Here is a 17,542-nt window from a genome sequence, read left to right as displayed (position 1 = left end):
GCGAAGTAACGAATTGTAGTTGGACAGCTTGTAAGCTCTGCGACGTGGTGCGCAGAGGGGAACTGTCGGGGATATCAAGCACGTAGATTTGCGGGGGATGCCGCGGATCGCAGCGGGGGACTCGAATGGGTGGCGGTCGCATTTCCGGTAAGACTGTAGGGAGGCTTCTCGCCTTCGGTGCGATGGGGCTGGGCGCGGCGCTCGCCTCGTCTGGGTTCGCGGACCACGCGGCGGCTGCAGAGCGGCGGGGTTCCTCCGGCGGCGTCTTCGTCAGCGAAATGAGCGACGTCCAGCGGGTCAAGGTGGTCGTCAACAAGTCACGCACCTTCAAGGTCGATACGGCTTTCGCGACCATTGTGGCCGGCTCGCCTGACATCGTCGACGTGAAATCGTTGAGCGATCAACTCATTTACGTGCAGGGCAAGCAGACCGGTACGACAAACGTCATACTATTTGATTCATCGATGAAGCAGATCGGGATCCTCGACGTCGAGGTCGTGATCGATACCGGAAATCTACAGCAGAACATCCGGACCAGCACCGGTGGCCAAGGTATTCGCGTGTCGGCTTCCGAGGGACAGGTGGTGTTGAGCGGGACCGCAGCCGACGCGGTTACCGCCGAGCGGGCCATGGCGATCGCCACCAGTACGGTCGCGAAAGGGGGCGTCGTCGTTAACGCGATGAGCGTCGCGGCGCCGCAACAGGTGATGCTCGAGGTGCGCTTTCTCGAGGTGAGCCGGGAGGCTGGACGCAACTTGGGCGTCAATCTGTATGCGGCGAATGCCAACGGGACCAATGTTGGGAACACGGGGCTTGGTGGTGCGACCAGCGCAACGGGCCGACGCCCGATCGGTGGTATTAATACGGTCCAAAACCCCGTAGGGAATAGTGGCGGTACGCCTGTTGGCGCCTCTCCTACGGGAAGTCTTCCGATACTCGGAACTCTGGGAACGCTCGCCGGTACAGCGGGGGGCATCGCGCCGGCCCCATTCGGCAGCTTGTTGACCAGTCTCATTAGAACCAGCAATGGCGGCTCGGTGGACCTGTTGATCTCGGCCCTGGAAACCAAGGGATTGGCCCGCAGGTTGGCTGAGCCAAACCTGACCACGCTTTCCGGCGATGCCGCCCGCTTCCTGGCCGGCGGTGAGTTTCCGGTGCCGATACCGACGCAGACGACGAACGGCTTCCCCACCATCACCATCGACTACAAGAAGTTCGGTGTCGAACTGGCTTTTGTTCCCACCGTTCTCTCGCGGGGCGTGATCAACCTTCGGGTGGAGCCGTCGGTCAGCGAGCTTGATTTCGCCAATGCGGTGACGATTCAGGGGACCACTGTTCCGGCATTGACCCGCCGCGATGCGCGCACGACGGTCGAGCTGCGCGACGGCCAGAGTTTTGCGATCGCCGGCTTGCTGCAGACTCGCAATCGTCAGGACGTTTCGCAATTGCCCTGGATCGGCTCGGTACCCGTGCTTGGAGCCTTGTTCAGCAGCAAGTCGTACCAGCAGGAGGAAACCGATCTCGTCATCATCGTGACGCCGCGCCTGGTCGCGCCGGCCGCGCCCGGTCAGCAACTGGCGTCGCCGCTCGACTCCCGCCTTCCGGCCAACGACGTCGATTTCTTCCTCAATGGCCAGATGGAAGTCCGCAAGCGTTATAATGACTACGTCAATTCCGGCGGCGACGTTAAGGGACCCTATGGGCACATCATCGCTCCTGAGGTCACTGCGACCATTCCGGTACCGGCTGCTGCGAACCAGCCGGTCGTGAAAACGCTCAATTGAGAAGGAAGCGGGAGATGACCATGAGGTATCTGGCTCTGTTCGCGCCGCTCCTGCTCGGGGGATGTTACGGGGTCGCCGGTCATGACGAGGTGGACCGCTACTTCCAGCGTTCCGACACCATCACGATGAGTGCCGGCAATGCCAAGGAAGTCAACGCCGTCACCCATACAATTCATCCATGGCCGCGAAACGTCGGTGATCGCAGGATCGCGTACGACGCCCGGCGCGTGGGCGCCGCCGTGACACGCTATGGCAACACGAAACAGCCGGTGGATCAGCTTCCCGACATTGGCGATGGGACGAAACAAATGGGCGTGCGGACTGCCCCAACCCAGAACGTCAACATAGAAGGATTGGGGGCTGGATCGACTGCTGGAGTATCAGTGCCGGTTGGTGGCGCGGCGAATAGGTAACTGGTTTTGGTAAGTAAAATTAGCGGTGATTTTTTTTACGAACGGTGCAGTGAGTCTGCTGGGCCGCGCGGGGGACTAGGGTTTATGCGGCGTCTCATTCTAATGCTGACCTGTTGCTGGTTGGGGACTGGCCTTGCGGCGTGCGACTACACGGTGAGGGAGGCCGCAATCGTGGCCCCCGTGGATCCGCCGGGTGGAGACCCCGTACAGGAACCGACCGACGTCAAATATTACCCCTCTGACGAGCCCGTGCGCTTGGGGCTGGAGCATTTCAACCGCGGCAGTTACGGAATCGCTAATCGCTATTTCAGGGATGCTGTCGAGAAATCGCCGAAGGACGTGACGGCCTGGATTGGACTCGCGGCGAGCTATGATCGGATACGTCGCTTTGATCTCGCCGATCAAGCCTATGCGCAAGCGATCCGGCTGGGGGGCGAAACCGTGCAAGTCCTGAATGACCAGGGATATTCGTACATGCTGCGCGGCAATCTGAGCGCGGCGCGGCGAAAGTTTGAGAAGGCCTATTCGCTCGATCCAGGCAACCCGGTGATCGCCAATAACCTTGAACTTCTCAATGGCAGCCGGCGCTTCATTGAAAGGCCGCCAAACAATCAGCCGTAGAATCGACCACGGACCGGTCGAAGGCCGTTCGAGATCGGAGAGCGTAGTTCACAGTTCAGGACATCGAGGAGCCCGCACTGTGCCGGCAGTCAATCCTAGTTCGGCCCCAGCACAGCGTCAGCCCGACGGCTGTCCCGTTTGACGATGATGATCGCACCGTTGCGGATTGCAAATCTGGCGCCGATCAATTTGGGCACCTTCTCTGTGAGAGGAGAAGGAAGGGGGATGGTTGGGCCAATGATGGGATCACCCACGTTCATGGGCGCAACTGCCCGATCCACTGACTGGGCCGGCTTGATGTAGTCTCGTATGAGCCGAATCTCGTCGGCCGAGAGATTTAGGGCTGCTTCTTGCGCCAGATTGTCTCCGGACTTGTTGTCTCCAGACTTGTTGTCTCCAGACTTGGCCCGCTCGGTGTTCGCTTTCTCGAGCTGCCTAGCCCTCTCGGCCTGATCAATGCGCGTCAATCGTTCCTTCAGCGATAGCACCTCACGTTGCAGGTAAGCGATCTCTGATTTCGTCGACCTGAACTGCATCACGACGGCAGCTGCTCCGGCGCACATGGCAAGCAACATGAGGCTCAGGAGCGCGATGACGGCGCCGATCGCATTTCGGCTTCGATGCTGCATTTTCCGGTCCGGAAGCTCGTGGTCCAGGTGCTTGCGCCACCACGTACCGAGACGGCGGAATGCGGCAGCGACGTCCGGGAATACGTTGCCTTTCCCTGAGCGGCTCTCCGACCGCGCTTCTGCAGCAGATCCGAACCCATGCAGGGAAGCGGGCTCATCGACAGAGGTCGCGCGAAAAACAAGGGAGCCCTGATCATCCCTCCAGCCTTTCGCGTCGATAGTATGAGGTGACGCCTGTCTCGACTCTCTCAGCGCGTTCAATGCTGCTCGCCCGGTGTCGGTGATCCGCAAGCCATCACCATCAGGAGTCACAAGTCCGGCTTTGAAAAGATCGACATCATCGAGAGCTTCTTGATCCGGCAGTGGCTCGCCTTCAATGCGTATGGCGTCCGCATCCCGCTCTATTTCCTCAAAGCTCGCACGTCCTCGTGGGCGCGCGGCGAGTAGAGCAAGAACTGCAAAATTGGACTTCACTGAGCTATCGCGGGTCCCTAGCGGCAGCTACGTCGGGTCTCCATGCCGCCGAAAATGAACTAGCCTCGAGACTGGCGATTAGCAGCCAACCTGCAGCCTGAGTCAAGCTGCTCCCGGTCCTCACATGGGCTTAGGATCTCGTTCATGAGCGCGAGAGCTTCGTCGTCGCGCAGTCCGATCATCGCCTGGATCTCCACGCGTGTCTGCATGCGCTTGATAAACCTGTGCGTGCCGCCGTCACGCGAAATGGCCTTATGATCCTCTCCGGTTTCATAGAGCCGGGACGACGACCAGTCGCGACCGACTAGAGAAGACAGCTTCGCGCGTCCAAGCGGAGGAGATCGCCGCCAATGGCGCGCCGACTTCAAGCCGGCATAAGCTGACATCTTGATCTCTGTTCGGGCCGTAGTCTCCCGGTTTTGACACAAATTAACCTGGTGTGGTGAAACCTAGATAAACTTCTCTTGGTTGCGAAGAGGAGTCTGCGATCGCGACGAACCCGTTCGGCTAGCAGCAATGCTGCCGGATTGCTCAGTGCCTCACACGCAGACTTCATGACAATGCTGGGCGGGCCGCGGCGATTGGCCCACCTTCGCTGAGGCAGGTGCAGCGACCAAAGCCTATTGGAGATCCAGTCGTGGTCCGCTTGCATGTCGAACGCTTCATTCGTAACCGAATCGTCCGACGATCCCTCGCGCTCGGCATCATCGCTCTGAGCGGATGGGCCCTGTTGCCGTATGTGACCTACAGAATCGCGCCCTCCGCCTTTGTCAACGCCGAGCTCATGCGAGTGACTGCGCCGATCGCCGGTCAGCTCGCGCCTGATCTTCCACGCAAAGGTGAATATTTCCAGCGCACCCGGCTCGTGTCGCTGGTCGAGGCGCGTTCGCCGGATCGCCGGCACCTCATGGACCTCGATCAGCAGCTTGCCGTATCCACCAAACGCGCTGAGCTTGCACGTCGACAACTTGAGGAAATCGCCGAGCTCGATCGCAAGCTCCGCGAGCGCAGCGAGGACTATCGTTTGGGGGCGATGGCACGCCTGAGCCACGAGATCGGAGAAACGGAGGCTGAAAGGGGTGGCTGTCTCGCCGAGGCGCGGCAGCGGAACGACGTCGCCGGCCGGATGGAGAGGCTCGTTAAGCTCGGCATCAGTTCACAGATCCGTTCTGCCGAGGCCCAAGCGTCTCAGGAGGCAACCGCAACGCGGTGCCAGATGGCGGATGAGCGCCTGCAGCGCTTCAAGACCGAGTTGGCGGCGGCAGAGAAGGGCATTTATCTTCGTGGCGATGCCAATGACGTGCCCTATTCTCAGCGGCAGCGCGAGCGGCTTGTGGCCCGCCGCCAGGAGCTCGAGACGGACCTGTTGCAGAACAGCTCACGTTCCGCACAGCTGGCTGCGGAGATCGCCGAGGAACGCGCTCGACTTGAACGCCTTCAGCGCTACGATTTATCGTTGCCCGCGGCCCATGTGGTCTGGTCGGTCGCAGCCAGCCCGGGCTCGATGGTCACGGAAGGGCAATCGGTCTTTGATTTTGCAGATTGCGAACGCCGTTTCATCGTCGTTGAACTGCCCGAGCGCGATTTCGAGAAGATCAAGCCCGGGGATGCGGCGACTGTCCGCCTGATCGGGAGTCGGGAGTGGAAGACCGGCCAGATCCGGCAAGTTCGCGGCTCGGCGGCGTACGCCGATGATCGACTGCTCGCGGCTCGGGTGCCGCGGCCTGATCCGGGCAATATCACGGTTGAGATCTCGTTACCGCCCAACGAGACGGCGGTCGACCACAACGGCTCCTGCGATATCGGACGGTTGGCCGAAGTGCGCTTCGAGCGCAGGGCCGACGGCCTGCTTCGATTGGTCGGGTCGAAACTGAAATGGCTGACCGCTCGGCTGGACCTCGACCAGTCATTCCTGTGAGTGAGAAATTCCGTGCAGGTCATGACTCTGTCTCTCTCTCAGCTGTTCGCGCCGATGCTGGGCGTCTTTGCAGCGATGTACCTGTTGGCGCCGACCTTTGCAGTCGCGCGCCTTTGGGCGCGTGTCGCGATTTTCGTCGGGGTTTGGCTTGTCGTTGCCCGCTATCTCGAATGGCGTGTCTTCACCACGGTACTGCCGGCAAGCGGGACCTGGTATCAGGTCGGCTGGATCTGGTTCTGTCTTTTCGTTGAGCTCCTGACCTTCACGGATCAGTTCATTCTCTATCTGACCTTCCTTCGCAGGACCGATCGCCGCAGCGAGGCAGATCGGCACGAACGTCGGCTTCGCGGCCTGCCGGATGATGAGCTGCCCTCGGTCGACGTCTTCATTCCAACCTATGACGAGCCGTTCGAGGTGCTGGAAAAGACGATCACGGGCGCACAATGCCTGGACTATCCGAATTTCCAGGTCTGGGTCCTGGATGATGGTCGCAGGCCATGGCTCAAGGAACTCTGCGAACACAAGGGGGCCGGCTATCTCACCCGTTCCGACAATTTGAATGCGAAAGCAGGCAATATCAATCATGCCCTGACGATGACGCATGGCGAGTTCTTCGCGATCTTTGACGCGGACTTCGTGCCGCAGCGCAATTTCCTGATGCGCACGATGGGCTTCTTCGCTCATCCAAAGATCGGAATCGTTCAGATCCCGCACGCCTTCTATAATGAGGACCCGATGCAGGCGAATCTCGGCCTGCACCGAGGACTGCCGGACGAACAACGATTCTTCTTCGATTCCATCATGCCCGCGCGCGACGGTTGGGATGGCGCCTTTTGTTGTGGATCCAACTCCGTCACACGTCGTGCAGCACTCCGCGCGATAGGCGATTCCTTGCCGACCCAGTCCATCACGGAAGACATCCTGCTGACGCTCGTCCTGCTGCGCAAGGGATACGTTACCCGTTATCTTTGCGAACCGCTGGCAATCGGATTGGCGCCGGAAAGCCTTGGCGCCTTTTTCGTGCAACGGCAACGCTGGGCACGTGGCGCGATCCAGACCCTGTATCTCGCCGCCGGCCCGCTCGGCCCCGGACTGAGCGTGATGCATCGGCTCCTCTTTTTTCCGACGCATTGGCTCTCATTGGGCTTGCGGGCGCTCATGGTCGTGCTGGTTCCAATCGTGTTCATGTGGACCGGCCTCGCGCCCGTTGTCGATGTCACCCCAGAGTCGGTCTTCTATTACTTGTTCCCCGCGATTCTGGCGCTCAACGGCGGTATCTCCTGGTTCGCGCCCCACGCGCATTTTCCACTCGCTGCTCAGGTGTCGGCGACCATCCAGAGCTTCAAGATTCTACCGACGGTGCTCGGAACGCTCGTCAAGCCGAAGGGACATGCCTTCAGGGTGACGCCCAAGGGAGCCGCGGCGCGGCGGGCAACCTACGCCGCGGAGATATTCTGGCCGTCGGCTGCCCTGATGGCGCTAACGGTTGTCGGTCTCGTTCTGAACACCATTCCGGAGTGGCGGATCATCGATCATCCCGCCGCTTTACCGATGGTCGCGTTCTGGTCGGTCGTGAACATCGTCGTGCTCTTCTTCGTCTGCATGACCTCGCTACAGGCGCGGATGGGACGTTCAGAGGAACGCTTCGATGTCGACGAATCGGTCTTGATCCACACTGAGACAGGCGAGCTGCTTTCAGGGCGGATGAGCAACATCTCCCTTTCCGGCGCGGGCGTCCTGCTCGATTCCGGCATCGACTGTCCGCGCAGCGGAGAGCCGCTGCGCGTGCACATCATGCAGGTGGGCTGGATCGACGCGATGTTCGTGCAACAAAGAAGTCCGTTCGTCGGGGTGCAGTTCAAATTGCCGCAGTCGCTTGAACGAGACCTGTTGATCCGCAAGCTCTTCACCGTCGCCCGCCTGCAGGACAACTGCGCTATCGCGTGGTCGGTGAACAGGACGATGCTCAAGAGCATCTGGTCAATGGCCGCGCCGTTGCCTCAAATCGAGACAAGTGGCGCCAAGCCCGCAGCAACTTCACCGACTGAGCGTCTGCCGGCCGAGAGCCTGATCATCCGGCCTCAACCGCTGATCGCCGATTTGGCACATCTCGCCGGAGCTCGAAGCTTGCATCCGACAAGTTTCACCAGAACCCGGCTTTAGCCGGATCGCCGGGTCGGTGCTCCAGGCCCGCGACTGATCTGACGGTGTTGACCCCATGCTCGTCGAGCGGTCCGCGTGCTGTCGATCGACACAAGCCGGCTCTCGATGCTGTCAGCCGCCTTCCATGTTCTGCCACAAACCGCAAACGACAAGGGGCAAGTCTGTGATAGCCCGAGTCGTCTTCGGGTCTCAGGCTTGAGGGAACATCTCTTGTCCGATCACCGCAGCGATTTTCGCCAAGAGCGTCTGACGTTCTGGGCATCCGTATTTGTGGCAGTCGCCTGCGTTGCGATTGTCGCAGTCAGCGGTTGGCGGGAGTGGTCTTCGCGACTGGCGACACTGAAGAGTTCCGAAACGGACATGGCCAATCTGGCCCGATCGCTGACGCAACACGCGGACGACACCTTCGAGCTCACGGACACTGTTCTAAATGTGCTGGTTGGCCAGCTCGAACTGGAGGGAACTGGCCCTGCAGCAATTGCCAAGATTCAGGCCTTTCTTTCCTATCGCAAGGCCGCGAATCGAATCCGGGCGGTGTTTATCTATGATGAGACCGGACGCTGGCTCGCGACCAGCGAGCCCGTGGACTTCGCCGGTCGCAACAACAGCGACCGGGACTACTTCCAGCATCATCGTGCCGTGGCCGACCGGAGAACCTTCATTGGACGTCCGGTGAGGAGTCGGTCGGGCGGGCAATGGATCATCACCGCGTCAAGGCGCTTCAATCATCCCGACGGCAGTTTTGCCGGCGTCGCCCTGACCACGATCGACCTGGACTATTTTCTGCAATTTTATGGCGGATTCGACGTCGGCCGGAATGGCTCGATCGCGCTGGCTGCCGCGGACGGCATTGTCCTCGCGCGCAGTCCCGACAGCGGATACACGGGCCGCGATCTGTCCAGCGCTCCGCTTTTCAGGAACCTCCACGAGCGGCCGGCTGCGGGCGCCTACTACTTCACCTCGCCTCTCGACGGAGTTCGGCGTCTGAGCTTTTATCAACGAAGCGCCCGCTACCCTGTTCTCGTGGTCGCCACGGAATCCGAAGACGACGTCTTGGCTCCCTGGCGCAGAGCCGCTCTGGGGCGCATGGCTGCAGTCCTGGGGCTGGCAGGAGGGCTGGCGGTCGCGGGGCTCTTGCTGGTGCATCAATTGCACCAGCGGCAAAAGATGGCCGCAGCCCTGGTCGCCAAGGAGGCGGATTTTCGTCTCCTGGCAGAACAGTCGGGCGATATGGTGATGCGAATCGCGACCGATAGACAGATCCTCTATGCGTCACCATCCAGCGCTCGGGTACTTGGCTGGGTTCCGAACGAGTTGGTGAATACGTCAATTCTCGCCGGGATCAATTCCGCTGACGTGGCGCGGGTTGAGCAAACCATCTCCGCACTGATGAACGGCGAGGCCGAAGAGGCGAGAATTGCATATCGCACCCGTCATCGCGAGAAGAGTGAGGTCTGGATCGAAACTGCGCTGCGCGTCACCAGGAATCCGCAGAGTGGAGACATCGACGGCGTGGTAGCGATCTCGCGCGACATGACCGAGCATAAGGCTCTGGAGGACAAGCTGTCGGCTCTCGCGATTTCGGATGGCCTGACGTCATTGGCAAATCGCAGGCACTTCGACGAGCGGCTCGCGGCGGAATGGGATCGGGCCAGGCGCGACGGAACGCCTTTATCGCTGTTGCTGATCGACGTCGATCGTTTCAAGAGCTTCAACGATCAGTACGGGCATCAGGCCGGCGACGCGTGTCTTCGCTCGATCGCCAGGGTCCTGGCCGAGCACGCCAGACGCCCGCCAGACCTGGCGGCTCGGTATGGTGGCGAGGAATTCGCCTTGCTGTTACCGAACACTGATGCGGGAGGTTGCAAGCAGGTCGGCGAGCAAATTCAGCAAGCGATCCAGGAGCTCGGCATCCTGCACGCGCTCAACCCGCCGTCCAAGCAGGTCACTGTGAGCATCGGCGGCGCAACACATGTGGCGCTGACCGACAAGGCGGATTGCGCGTCATTGATAGCGGCTGCGGATAGAGCGCTATATGCCGCCAAGGAGGGCGGGCGCAACAGCCTTGTGATGTCAGGGCAAATCATCGCATGGCCCGGCTCGATACGAGCTTGAATGGCAGATTCAGTTGGAGCAGCGGCCCAGGCTCTTGAAGGTTTTTCAGATCGGCTCGCTTTATCCCGCCCGCGTGGTGACCCGGCTAGAGCATGTGCCAGCTGGCGTTGATCTGGGAATGAAATAAGCGGCTGCCGTTATTCGTTCTGGTCTGCATCAAAGCGAGCGACCGACATGCGCCGAGACTCGGCGCGTTATCGGACCGCTACGGCCCTGAGGCGAGCGGTGCCTTACACAAGCGCACTAGCGCGTAGAGTTTCGGAAGAATATGACGCTCGCAGGTGATCTCGCTCAGGGGCACGCCGGCTACGCCCGCGTGCGATACCTCGTTGCTCGGCGCCTTCGCGCGCGCGACGCCGGCGCGGATCGCCATCGTTCTCCCAAGCGCCGTGCTTCCGCGCTTCGAACTTTCTCACGGAGCCGCTGCAATTGAGCAAGCAGGCTAACGAGCTCGATCGTTGTGTGACGCAGAACGGCCAGGCTACAAACCCCACTACTCACTACAACACCCCCAAACAGGCCCTAGCCGAATCCGCGACGGGAGGCTCGGATTTGTGACGACGTGCCACTAATGTCTAAGGGATGGGTGCTCGAGCCGTCCGTTCGCTTTACGACGATACGCGGAAATATTTTCGAGCATTATTCTGATGCGTTGCAACAAGATCCGCGCATCGGAAAAGGAGAATTTGGGCGCACCCTCTGAAACGGACTCGTCATTTGCATCAGCACGAGGGAGCCGCACGAAGGATCTCGACCGTCCGGACGATTGGCTCTTCGACCCAGGCCTCGCGGGCGAACCAGCTGTGGTCGGCCCGACAGATCGGACAGCGAGTATTGCCGAAGAACACGATGCTCCGCAGGAAAGTCTCACGATCGGACTTGATGCCGGTAGGAATCGCGCGACCGGTTTGCGGACATTTGACCATGATCATGCCCATACGAGCCTCCCTGAAACACGTATTTTCGAGTGAAAGGGCCGGTCGGTTGGAGCGCGCTCTCGTCGGTGCGGGACTTGGGGGGCATCGCACCTGGGGTCGTTGTTCGAGCAAAGGGCAGCTTGCTCGTGACGACGCTTCTCCAACCGACCGGATTCCTGCTTGGCGAATTCTTGGGGTACCGCCGGCCTTCGCGCGGCGACGCTGAATGATGCTCCGACCTCAACCGAAAGCTTCTGGGAGGCCCCTAACAATTGTCGTGTCGAAATGCCTGCGACTTCGTGCGGAATGTGCTCCCTGCAACAAAATCATTATCTTCCTCTCGATGGACAGATCAGCCAACCGGATCACTGGTTTTCGCTCCCCTCGGTGCAGTTCGTTAATATTCTCTGTTTACATTTAATGTGCAAATAAGAATTTGCGTTGTCGGTCCGATTTGCGACTCTCGGCCGATTTATTTTTTTTGCGCAGTGCTGCGCGACGCGATGCATCACCGAATAGTCAGCCTTCTCCTAGTTTCCGCAGCTCCGTTCTCGGCATCGGGTTCGGTACGTGCTGCAGTGTGTGGTGTTAAACGATCGCGCGAGGTTCAAATATGAAACAATTTTTGATTATAGGCGAAATATGTAAATCTCGTTGTTAATTGCTGCCGATCACGTAAGCTAAACTTGTCCAAGTTTCTTCGGCTGGAGGAGATGATGTGGGAATTAATTCTTAGCGGGTACAACCTCACCTCGGAGACAGCGCTGTTGGCTCAGATGCGCGCGGAATTGGTAAACATTGGCGAGAAGGAGCGCATTCTCAGAGAACGGAGTGCCGATCGCGAAGCTTATCGGTACCTATTGGATGCTCATCGGTTGCTCGCGAGAGCGAGCCTTCTTGGAGAGCAGGTGTTGAGCATTTCTCCGCAGGAAGGGGGCAAGGACGGTCAACTCGCGGCATGACCGGCCGGATTGTCATTTCGAAACGAGCCCGACCGGGTGGCGTGTGTTCGGCTGAACAGGAACCGTAAACGCCCCAGGCCGGGCTAGATTGAATGCCGCAGGCAGCGGTCGTCCGTTTGCCGGGTGCTGCGACAACAGCGCATCCCGGACGCTGTCGCCGCCTCGCCGGTACAGGGCGAGGCAGATTTGTTCACATTGGTTGAAGCCGTGCTGGAAAGATCGTCGGCAGAGATGGTGTTGAGACCGGCTCCGGATGCAGTGTTCGCGCTGCTGGACGGTCGATCAATGCTGTTCAGCGAAGCAGGGCAGAAGATCTTTGAACTCGACCGAGTAGGGGCATTCATTTGGTGCAAGTTGGCGCAAGGCGCCTCTCTGGAAGACATCTATCAGGGGCTTGGAGCGCTAGGCATTGACGAGCACACGGCACGCCAGTTCACGCGACAGGTCGTAAATGTCTGGATCGATCGAGCGTTGCTCGAAGTCGATTGGCGAATGCCGGCCGATTGCGCCTTCTCAGCCAATCTTGGTAGGCACAGAATAAGCGTCCGGGCTGCAAGTCGGGATCTCCTGGGACGGCTCATCTCGCCATTTTGTGTTTCGGACCAGGACGCCGGCGGCGACGGTGACATCGCCATCGAGGCAATGATGCTGGACGAACAGGTGTTCTTGCGCGGAGAGGATTCCAGCATCGCCAGATGTGAAGTCGAAGCACTGGCCCCTACGATCAAAGCCCACGTCACCGAGCGGCTGATTCGAAGCAATCGTTGGGTCTTCTCCCTTCATGCCGCCTCTCTCGTGAAAGACGGCATGGGCCTGCTGTTATGCGGCCAGCCGGGAGCTGGAAAGTCTACCCTCACGCTGCAACTGATCGACGCCGGACTTCAGTACGCCGGCGATGACGTTGCGCTGGTTGGCGCTGACGGAATGATCTGCGGAATCCCGTTTGCTCTCACCCTCAAGGAGGGATCGTGGGACTTGCTGTCGCGACTACATGGCAACCGGTATGACGCGACGCATTGCCGCTCCGACGGCGTTCGGGTGCGGTACGTACCGATTCCGGATGCGCAGAACCAATGCGTTTCCGCAAGCTGGATCATCTTCCTAAACCGGGGCGCGGGCGGTCCGGCCGAACTAACCGCGATAGATCAGTTGGATTCGATGAAGCGGCTCATCGAGAACGCATTTGCTGCTGACGGAAGACTGTCGCAGGCCGGCTTTTTCGCTTTGAAGCGGATTGTCGCGGGCGCACGATCGCTTCAACTCACCTATGGCGAGGCCGTGGAGGCTCGGCGCTTGCTTATGGAATTGTGCAATGGCAAGGCATAGCAGCGCGCTCACGAGCCTCTGCAATTGCTTGCGAGGCATGCCACCCGTCGACGTAGAGTGGACGTCCGTAATCGGACTTGCAAATCAGACCCTGACGACGCCGGCGCTCATCGACTTTGTCGACAAATTTGCCTCGATGCTGCCGGAGGACGTCTGCACATATATTCGTCATATCCACCGCCGAAACGTGCTGCGCAACAATCGCCTCCTTGCTCAACTGGAGGAGGCCGTCGTTGCGATGAACGGCCTGGGAATTATGCCGATCATGCTCAAGGGGGCATCGACACTGGTGACCGCGCCCGAGGAGCGGCGAGGCGTTCGGCTAATGTCCGATCTGGACATTATGGTTATGCCAGACCAAGCCAGCATGGCAGTCGCCGCTTTATGTGCAATCGGCTACGACATTGATTATCAGACGCCTCCCGAAAGCCAGAAATGGCACGTCGAGCTGAATCGGTTGCAGGATGTCGGGACCATCGACCTGCAGCAGGCACCTCCAGGTCCTGCGTACCTCTACCAGAGCGTCGGGCATGCGCTGAACCATTGCGTCCCGGCGGCGCTGGGGCGGGGACACGTGTATATCCCGACGCCGACCTACCGAGCGCTCATGTTGATCATCCATGATCAATTTCAAGACTATGGGTATTGGCTCGGCGACCTCGACCTGCGGCACCTCGTTGAATTACGCGATCTGAACAATTCCGCCGAGGGCCTCGATTGGGGGGAGCTTAGCTCTCTTGTCTCGGGCGAATTGATGAAGAACGCGGCTGAAACCCAGCTGTTCGCTCTTGCTGAGCTGCTTGGCGTCGAGATTCCGCGCGCGTTGCGCTCCCGACTGATTCCCCGCCTGCAGTTCACGCGACAGTTGATGCAAGCACGCTTTCCGGCCACACGCGTGCCTTTCCTCGCAATGATGGCGTTGGATCTCGGAAATTACCGGAAGGCGGCAAGTGGCGCCCCGCAAGCCGCTGCGCGTTCGCGTGGATTGTGGTCCTTGCCGCGGGTGGACACCCTGCGGTTTCTGTTGAAGGCGGCCGTCGCGGTGCGCGCGGGGAAGGTCTAAACCACGAGCGCCTTCGATGAGGCTGGCACATCCCCAGGCGAATGTGTTCAATCAGACTGCGTGCGGAGCGAACTGGTAGCTGCCGATCCGTTGGGCCAACGATCTCGCGCATGCCGGCATTTGCAGTGGCGGGCCATCAATGGTCGTGGCCACCAGCGTTCCGGTTGGACGCTTCGCCGTTCTCGCGAATCCTGAACTCCTCCAGCGTGTGCCCTGATTGGAGTGCGGCGACCAGCCAGCGCGGCTGTTTGCCACGCCCGGACCAGGTCTCGGTCGGTTTGAGAGGGTTGAAGTATTTCGGCACGACCTTTGGGTATTTGCGGCGGGGAGGCTGGCCCGTCTCTGTCGCCCCGCCCTCCGCCCCACCGAGTTGATCCGGTTGATTGAGTTGCGCCAGACGCTTTTCCAACTCCCGCTTTTCGGCTGTGATCTTTTCGGCAAGAATCTTTGTTAGCTCCTCGTGGAGGAGCCATAGTTCTTCAAAGTCCATGGCTTCGAGATCCTGCCTGCGCATCGCATTCCCGTCACCGTTAGACCGACGCCCTCCCTACCTGTCGTCTCTCACGCCGATACCGTTTTTCGAGTGGCGAATAACAGATAGGAGATCAAGGCTGGTCTTTCAAATTGACGCGATAATAAATAAATAATATATTATTTAATATATATCGCGAGGATTATTTTTATCGATTTATTAGTGAGTGAGGAAACCTTGCTGCAAGCTCGAAGAGAAACAACGGATATTATCGACCGCCCGTTGGGGCGTCTTCAGGCGGCGGTCAGTCGGTTTATCGCTCCCTCGGCGGCATTGACCGATATCCAGGCTTTGAAGCTGCAAATCCAGCTGCGACGGCTCGCCCTGAGAGACATCTCAGTCATAAGTTCACGGTTGCAGCGGACCGACGGGCGGATTTCAGGAGGATTGCCAACGAAGAAAGGGAGCCTTGCCCGCCGGTCGTGTTCGCCGAGGGGGCGGCGTGGCAGATGGATCTCCCGACCCGCTTAACGGGCCATTCTTCGCTTGAGTCGAGGCGTCGGTGCACGTAGGGCGCGTGCTGTTACTGTGGCCGCTATTAAATTGCGGATAATCCTTTTTTCAGTCTTGATTGGAACCGGCGACGCAGTTATGTGGAGCACCACTTGCTGTTCGGTTCCACGTATTTTTTTGGGGATCTGACCCACTTAGGTTCTTGATTACTCGGCCGGGACAATATTAAATGGGCGCAACCACAGGATGCTAGCATGTCGACCAAGAAGCTCGAACTAGAAGCGATGTCCCTTGATGATCTATGGTCGCTTCATGAGGAAATTAGCGGCATTTTGTCGGATCGGATCAAGGCGGAAAAGCAGGAACTGGAGAAGCGCCTGGCGGTTCTCGGCGGCGGGATGGCTGCGTTAGCCGAAACAAGCGGGCCGGGCGTCTCTTCGACCGGCAAACCGAGGCGTAAATATCCGCGCGTACTGCCGAAATATCGTAACCCGCAGACTTCCGAAACCTGGTCGGGACGTGGCAAGCGGCCGCGTTGGCTGGTTGCTGCCATGAAATCCGGCCGCCGGATCGAGGAGTTTCGCATCGGAGAAGCGGCTCCGAAGCTTCGGCAGCGGGCGTGAGTGCTTGCTGCGCAATGGACTGGCGCAGCTCGGCGCTTTGCGTGGAGATCTGGTCTAGTAGGCGTTGCGCCCCCGCAATACCTCCATAGGAGTTCGCAACAGGATTGCGAGATCCAGCCGAAGACTCCAATTGTCGATGTACCAGAGATCGTACTGCACCCGTGCTTCGATCATCGGCGCCGTGGGCGTTGCGCCGCGGCAGCCATGGACCTGGGCCCATCCGGTCAGTCCCGGCCTGACCCTGCGGCGAAAGGCGTAGTTCCGCACGAGCTTGTTGAACTGTCCGTCGTGGGCCAGGGCATGCGGACGCGGGCCCACCAGCGACATGCTGCCCTCGAGAACATTTAGCAGTTGCGGCAGTTCATCGAAACTCGTCCGACGCAGCCATTTGCCCACACGGGTGACGCGTCGGTCGAGAGGGGTGGCCTGAGCGATCACGTTGCCGTCCTCGAGCACATGCATGGTCCGAAATTTGCGGATCAAGAATGTCCGGCCATTGAAGCCACAGCGTTGCTGTCGGAAGAATACGGGGCCGGGAGAATCCAGCTTGATTGCGACTGCAGCCAGCGCAAGCAGCGGTGCAGATATCGCCAGCGCGAGCCCCGCACCGACAACATCAATGATCCGCTTGGTCGCGCGTTCGAAGGAGCTAAGGGGACCGCGCTGTAATTCAACGCAAACGGCGCTTCCAAGACTCCGTGTCGGATGTCGAAGCAGTTCGGATGTCGTGCCGACGGGCACGAACATGATCGGGAACGGCAATACCCGGAGATCGGCGACCAGCGCCCGGAGCTCGGGCCATCGCTCGGGACTGGCCTCGACCACCACCTGGTCTAGCGGGGCGTTGCGAATATAGTCGATCACGCGAGAAGTGAGCCGCTTTCGACCGGCAGGCCCGAAGCCGATCGGCGGCAGGCTGAATCGTCCCTTGACGCAATATCCGTGCATAGCCAGGGCCTCCGGCAGGCCGGCATGCTTGGAAAGCGGTTGGTCACTAATTAGAACGATATTGGTGCTAGCGAATTTTCTTTCGCTCAGACCCCTTATCAGCAGCGACCTGACCCCCCATCGCTCGGCCACAAGTAACGCCAGGCCGACGATGGCAAAGAGTGGGCCTGCTTCCTGAGATGCGCCAGGGCGAATTGCAAAGCCGTACGCAGCCCAAATCATGAGCAACAGTGACGCCCAGGTCACGCAGACGGCACGAACCTGGTTCTTCAGCACGAAGAGCTCAATCGGACGATAGAGGCCTTGAGCCTTCAGCACAGAAGCCAGACAAGCTGCGCTGACCAGTGCCAAGCCAAATGCGTTGCCGTGGTCTCCCTCGGTCTGGCCGTTCTGGAACCGGTACAGCAACGTGGAGACGACGCTCGCGAACAAAATCGTCGCGATATCGGCACAGAGCGCAACGTGTTCGATCCGGTCATAACGCAGGGGCCATTTACGCCGGGAGACGGACGGCTCGAGACTGACACGAGCCGTATCATTCTGAATGGGAAGGTGTCGGTTCACGAAGTTCATTGCGAGGCACTCGGGATCGGTATTTAAT

15 protein-coding genes are annotated in these 17,542 nt (G+C 59.7%); 10 read left to right on the top strand and 5 right to left on the bottom strand.

What is annotated here, in order from left to right:
• Positions 1-125: 125 nt before the first annotated feature.
• The 3 genes from YU9_RS0117260 (at position 126) to YU9_RS0117250 (ending at position 2,818) form a co-directional block, all read left to right on the top strand.
• Positions 126-1,784 (top strand): type II and III secretion system protein family protein, encoded by a 1,659-nt coding sequence (locus YU9_RS0117260; protein WP_027573977.1) that lies wholly within the window; start codon positions 126-128, stop codon positions 1,782-1,784.
• Between the two features lie 20 nt (positions 1,785-1,804).
• Positions 1,805-2,197, top strand: coding sequence for a hypothetical protein (locus YU9_RS0117255; RefSeq protein WP_371259163.1), 393 nt, complete (start codon positions 1,805-1,807; stop codon positions 2,195-2,197).
• 171 nt (positions 2,198-2,368) lie between these two features.
• Positions 2,369-2,818 carry a tetratricopeptide repeat protein gene (locus tag YU9_RS0117250; RefSeq protein WP_245266416.1) on the top strand — a complete coding sequence of 150 codons (450 nt, stop codon included), beginning with the start codon at positions 2,369-2,371 and terminating at the stop codon, positions 2,816-2,818.
• A gap of 95 nt (positions 2,819-2,913) precedes the next feature.
• Here the strand turns inward: YU9_RS0117250 and YU9_RS44640 are convergent, their stop codons facing one another.
• Together YU9_RS44640 and YU9_RS47785 are read right to left on the bottom strand one after the other, a co-directional pair.
• On the bottom strand, positions 2,914-3,921 hold the full coding sequence (locus YU9_RS44640) for a hypothetical protein (RefSeq protein WP_156951947.1): 1,008 nt from the start codon (positions 3,919-3,921) through the stop codon (positions 2,914-2,916).
• Between the two features lie 59 nt (positions 3,922-3,980).
• On the bottom strand, positions 3,981-4,307 hold the full coding sequence (locus YU9_RS47785; RefSeq protein ID WP_027573974.1) for a hypothetical protein: 327 nt from the start codon (positions 4,305-4,307) through the stop codon (positions 3,981-3,983).
• Positions 4,308-4,558: 251 nt separating this feature from the next.
• On the opposite strand from YU9_RS47785, the gene YU9_RS0117230 reads away from it, so the two are divergent.
• The 3 genes from YU9_RS0117230 to YU9_RS0117220 all read left to right on the top strand — a co-directional run bounded on the left by YU9_RS0117230 (position 4,559) and on the right by YU9_RS0117220 (position 10,117).
• Positions 4,559-5,839 carry an HlyD family secretion protein gene (locus YU9_RS0117230; RefSeq protein WP_245266414.1) on the top strand — a complete coding sequence of 427 codons (1,281 nt, stop codon included), beginning with the start codon at positions 4,559-4,561 and terminating at the stop codon, positions 5,837-5,839.
• 21 nt (positions 5,840-5,860) lie between these two features.
• Positions 5,861-8,002 (top strand): glycosyltransferase, encoded by a 2,142-nt coding sequence (locus tag YU9_RS0117225; protein ID WP_036017393.1) that lies wholly within the window; start codon positions 5,861-5,863, stop codon positions 8,000-8,002.
• Positions 8,003-8,272: 270 nt separating this feature from the next.
• On the top strand, positions 8,273-10,117 hold the full coding sequence (locus YU9_RS0117220; protein WP_156951958.1) for a diguanylate cyclase domain-containing protein: 1,845 nt from the start codon (positions 8,273-8,275) through the stop codon (positions 10,115-10,117).
• Positions 10,118-10,839: 722 nt separating this feature from the next.
• On the opposite strand, the gene YU9_RS0117210 is transcribed toward YU9_RS0117220, so the two are convergent.
• Entirely contained in the window at positions 10,840-11,055 is a 216-nt protein-coding gene (locus YU9_RS0117210) for a hypothetical protein (RefSeq protein ID WP_027573970.1), read from the bottom strand.
• Between the two features lie 665 nt (positions 11,056-11,720).
• Here YU9_RS0117210 and YU9_RS0117205 point away from each other — a divergent pair.
• The 3 genes from YU9_RS0117205 to YU9_RS0117195 all read left to right on the top strand — a co-directional run bounded on the left by YU9_RS0117205 (position 11,721) and on the right by YU9_RS0117195 (position 14,385).
• Entirely contained in the window at positions 11,721-11,996 is a 276-nt protein-coding gene (locus tag YU9_RS0117205) for a hypothetical protein (RefSeq protein WP_245266413.1), read from the top strand.
• A gap of 123 nt (positions 11,997-12,119) precedes the next feature.
• Complete coding sequence (locus tag YU9_RS0117200) at positions 12,120-13,322, top strand: serine/threonine protein kinase (protein WP_245266411.1); 1,203 nt, start codon at positions 12,120-12,122, stop codon at positions 13,320-13,322.
• 37 nt (positions 13,323-13,359) lie between these two features.
• On the top strand, positions 13,360-14,385 hold the full coding sequence (locus tag YU9_RS0117195) for a nucleotidyltransferase family protein (protein ID WP_051380416.1): 1,026 nt from the start codon (positions 13,360-13,362) through the stop codon (positions 14,383-14,385).
• Between the two features lie 136 nt (positions 14,386-14,521).
• Here the strand turns inward: YU9_RS0117195 and YU9_RS0117190 are convergent, their stop codons facing one another.
• Positions 14,522-14,899 carry an H-NS family nucleoid-associated regulatory protein gene (locus tag YU9_RS0117190; protein ID WP_027573966.1) on the bottom strand — a complete coding sequence of 126 codons (378 nt, stop codon included), beginning with the start codon at positions 14,897-14,899 and terminating at the stop codon, positions 14,522-14,524.
• 725 nt (positions 14,900-15,624) lie between these two features.
• On the opposite strand from YU9_RS0117190, the gene YU9_RS0117185 reads away from it, so the two are divergent.
• A complete protein-coding gene (locus YU9_RS0117185; RefSeq protein WP_027573965.1) occupies positions 15,625-15,993 on the top strand; it encodes an H-NS family nucleoid-associated regulatory protein in 369 nt (122 codons plus the stop codon).
• A gap of 54 nt (positions 15,994-16,047) precedes the next feature.
• Here YU9_RS0117185 and YU9_RS0117180 read toward each other — a convergent pair whose 3' ends face one another.
• Positions 16,048-17,514 carry an exopolysaccharide biosynthesis polyprenyl glycosylphosphotransferase gene (locus tag YU9_RS0117180; RefSeq protein WP_027573964.1) on the bottom strand — a complete coding sequence of 489 codons (1,467 nt, stop codon included), beginning with the start codon at positions 17,512-17,514 and terminating at the stop codon, positions 16,048-16,050.
• Positions 17,515-17,542 lie beyond the last annotated feature (28 nt).

The sequence above is a fragment of the Bradyrhizobium sp. WSM1743 genome (assembly GCF_000473065.1).
Taxonomy (GTDB): Bacteria; Pseudomonadota; Alphaproteobacteria; order Rhizobiales; family Xanthobacteraceae; genus Bradyrhizobium.
Note: the sequence above shows the minus strand (reverse complement) of the source record. Positions and strands in the feature narration are given on the sequence as shown.